The sequence below is a fragment of the Vibrio sp. 10N.286.46.A8 genome (assembly GCF_041470165.1).
In the GTDB taxonomy this organism is placed as follows: Bacteria; Pseudomonadota; Gammaproteobacteria; order Enterobacterales; family Vibrionaceae; genus Vibrio; species Vibrio tasmaniensis_A.
This window is the reverse complement of record NZ_JBFRLX010000116.1, coordinates 1-3054: the sequence shown is the minus strand read 5'-3', so window position 1 is coordinate 3054 and position 3054 is coordinate 1. Positions and strand designations below refer to the sequence as shown.

The window sequence follows — 3054 nt, the reverse complement described above, 5'->3', positions numbered from 1 at the left end:
TAAGAAAGGCATATTTAGTAATAACAACGATGATTTAGACTCATTGGTGACATCGTTAAATGAACACTTTACTGATGTAAAAGTGGAAGTTATAGGGTGTGTTGCATTGTTCTCAGGTAAAAAAATATAACAAATGATCTGCTCCAGTGATACTGGACACTCACGTAAGCGAATTTTTCCATACTTTCAATAATTCATGCTTTGCTATATTAGCAAAAGACGCAACTCGGAATTGTCCAATTCCGCGCTAGCAGGTACCAGGATATTCCGTGATTGTTAGGTTCGATGAAGGGATAATGCCTTCGAATCAACCTAAGTATGTTTTGAAAATGTGATTAAAAAGGCTGAATCAATAAACTGATCAGCCTCTATCGATTTATTCCATTAAAGGTAACGGCTTCTTAAATGATCTTTGAAGTATTGCGCATTCAAGGTTTCACCCGTTGCGCCTTTCACCAAATCATCGGTGCTCAGCAGGCTGCCCTTGCTCCAAATATTCGATTCTAACCAAGTGAAGATAGGTGATAGGTCACCACTTTCAATCACAGAATTCACATCCACCGTTTTCTTCATTGAAGCCATGAACTGAGCCGCGTACATCGCACCTAGTGTGTAAGATGGGAAGTACCCAAATGCGCCGTCTGTCCAGTGGATGTCTTGCATACAGCCGTTAGTGAAGTTGCCTTGAGTGTTTAAACCAAGGTATGACTGCATCTTGGTATTCCATAACTCTGGCACGTCGGTGTGTTTGATCTTTCCGTTAATCAAGTCACGCTCAATTTCGTATCGCAAGATAACGTGTGCAGGGTAGGTCAGCTCATCGGCATCAACACGGATGAAGTCTTTCTTCACGCGAGTGTAGATCTTCTGGAAGTTCTCTTTCTCAAATTCTGATCCTGAGAACTGCTGACCAGCCAAGTTTGCTAAGTGTCCAATGAACGGGTCACTGCGGCCGACTTGCATCTCGAAGAACAGAGACTGAGATTCATGGATGCCCATAGAGCGCGCTTCGCCCGCCGGTTGGCCTGCTAGGTGTTTTGGTAAGCCTTGTTCGTAACGCGCGTGCCCTGTTTCATGCACTATACCCATTAAGCTTTGAACGAATTCAGCTTCGTCGTAGCGGGTTGTGATACGCACGTCTGAAGGCACGCCGCCACAGAATGGGTGAACACTTTCATCCAATCGGCCGTGTTCAAAATCGAACTGAAGCAGCTTCATGACTTCTAAACCAAGTGCTTTCTGTTTCTCGGTCGAATAGATGCCAGATGGCGCATTAAATTGCTCGCTCGATTGTTTTTCGATCACTTCATCAATCAGGTTTGGCAGCCATGTCTTAACGTCGGCAAACAAGACATCAAGTGAAGCAGAGCTGGTGCCCGGTTCATAGATATCTAGCATTGCATCATAAGGCGTTAGATTCGCCGAGTCGGCGCGGATCTGAGCTTCTTCGCGAGAGAGTTCAACCACTTCACGCCAGTTCTTTTCGAATCCAACCCAGTCGTTGTTACCACGTTGGCTGCGCCATGCATGTTCACACTTTGAGCCAGCTAGAGATTTGGCTTCAACCAGCTTTTCTGGGAGTAGATTGGCTTGTTGCCATTGGCGTTTAATTTCGCGCAGAGACGATTGTTGCTCGCCATTTAGCGCTTCGTTTTCAGCGTCTTCAATCCAGTCACCAAGCTGTGGTTGCGTCATTAATCCGTGAATATGAACCGAAAGCTCGGCCATTGCTTCACTACGAGCTTGGTTACCACCGGCAGGCATCATTGAAGCTTGGTCCCAACCACAAATCGAGGCTAGGTGTTGAAAGCGTGAACATTTTTGAGAGTGTTCGACTAGTTTTTTGAATGCGCTCATTTGACTACTCTTAATTTGGTTTCTGTAAATGATCCTTAGGACAGCATCAGCGTTAAGGTTCATCTCTCATGTACTTTGATTATGGCTCTACTTTTAAAAGACGCTGACCTTCGGAGTTGAAGATATAGCGAGAAAAGCATGAGGCGGTACGATGCCTTGAATTTACTATTTCTTAACAAATTAAACTGTTCCATTGTGCACAAAATCAGTGAGTTGTATAGCTGGTGGCAATTGTTGCTTGCGAATTGTTCAGATACACGGTATTGATGATAGATCGCTGAACAACAATGACAATGATATGGATATTTTGAACTTTGAGGCATTTTTAATTGCCATTACTATTTTAACGCTAACGCCGGGTTTAGATACGGCTTTGGTGATTCGCAATACGAGCCGTTCTGGCTTATCTGACGGCGTGATGACCAGCTTTGGTATTTGTAGCGGCTTGTATGTACACGCGTTTTTCTCTGCTGTGGGTATTTCTGCAATCCTCGCCCAGTCAGCTGAACTCTTTCAAGCCGTTAAGATGGTGGGTGCGGTTTACCTCATCTGGCTTGGCTTAAGCAGTTTACGAGCTTTGATGAAAAACGGTGGCGGTTTGAAGGTGGGTGAACAAGCTCAGCAAGCATACAGTGCTAAGCGTTCTCTACGCGAAGGCTTTCTGTCTAACGTTCTTAACCCAAAAACGGCAGTTTTCTATTTGGCCTTTTTACCTCAATTCGTAAACCCTGAAGGATCACCATTATTGCAATCTATGTTGATGGCTTCGGTGCACTTTATGATTGCGATGGTGTGGCAATGCGGTTTGGCAGGGGCACTTAACTCGGCTAAAAACTTGCTTAAGAATGCGAGTTTTATGAAGTGGATGGAAGGAGTGACTGGCATGGTGCTGGTGGGGCTGGGTGTGAAGCTTTTAATGGAAGAACCTAGCTAAGCCATAGTGACTTAATACCAATCACAGTAAGTAAGTGATCAAAAATAGCGCAGGGAAAAGGCTTGAGAACAAGGCAGGATTTTTCGATAAGTAGTTATTCTACAATCAAAAATACTAACGCAGTTATCGAGCGTTTTAGCAAGCTAGGGTGACCAGTTATTTACTACGATTGGTATAATGTATTGGAATCTAAATCACTGGCACATAGCCATTGGTTTTACAATAAAACGCCCGCACATCATTGCGTAATGCCGTTCGGATAA

General features: G+C 44.2%; 2 protein-coding genes and 1 pseudogene. 2 read left to right on the top strand and 1 reads right to left on the bottom strand.

Annotation, left to right across the window (positions count from 1 at the left end; all coding sequences use genetic code 11):
• Positions 1-130 (top strand): annotated as a pseudogene (locus AB4232_RS12460) (methyltransferase type 12); the annotation flags it as partial.
• 254 nt (positions 131-384) lie between these two features.
• Here AB4232_RS12460 and AB4232_RS12455 read toward each other — a convergent pair.
• Positions 385-1857 (bottom strand): carboxypeptidase M32, encoded by a 1473-nt coding sequence (locus tag AB4232_RS12455; protein ID WP_372087224.1) that lies wholly within the window; start codon positions 1855-1857, stop codon positions 385-387.
• 298 nt (positions 1858-2155) lie between these two features.
• On the opposite strand from AB4232_RS12455, the gene AB4232_RS12450 reads away from it, so the two are divergent.
• Positions 2156-2791 carry a LysE family translocator gene (locus tag AB4232_RS12450; RefSeq protein WP_012603778.1) on the top strand — a complete coding sequence of 212 codons (636 nt, stop codon included), beginning with the start codon at positions 2156-2158 and terminating at the stop codon, positions 2789-2791.
• The last annotated feature ends 263 nt before the right edge of the window (positions 2792-3054 follow it).

What these genes read in the sequence shown, in the direction of transcription:
- AB4232_RS12455 (WP_372087224.1), bottom strand. Translation starts at nt 1,857, where the DNA reads ATGAGCGCATTCAAAAAACTAGTCGAACACTCTCAAAAATGTTCACGC.
- AB4232_RS12450 (WP_012603778.1), top strand. Translation starts at nt 2,156, where the DNA reads ATGGATATTTTGAACTTTGAGGCATTTTTAATTGCCATTACTATTTTA.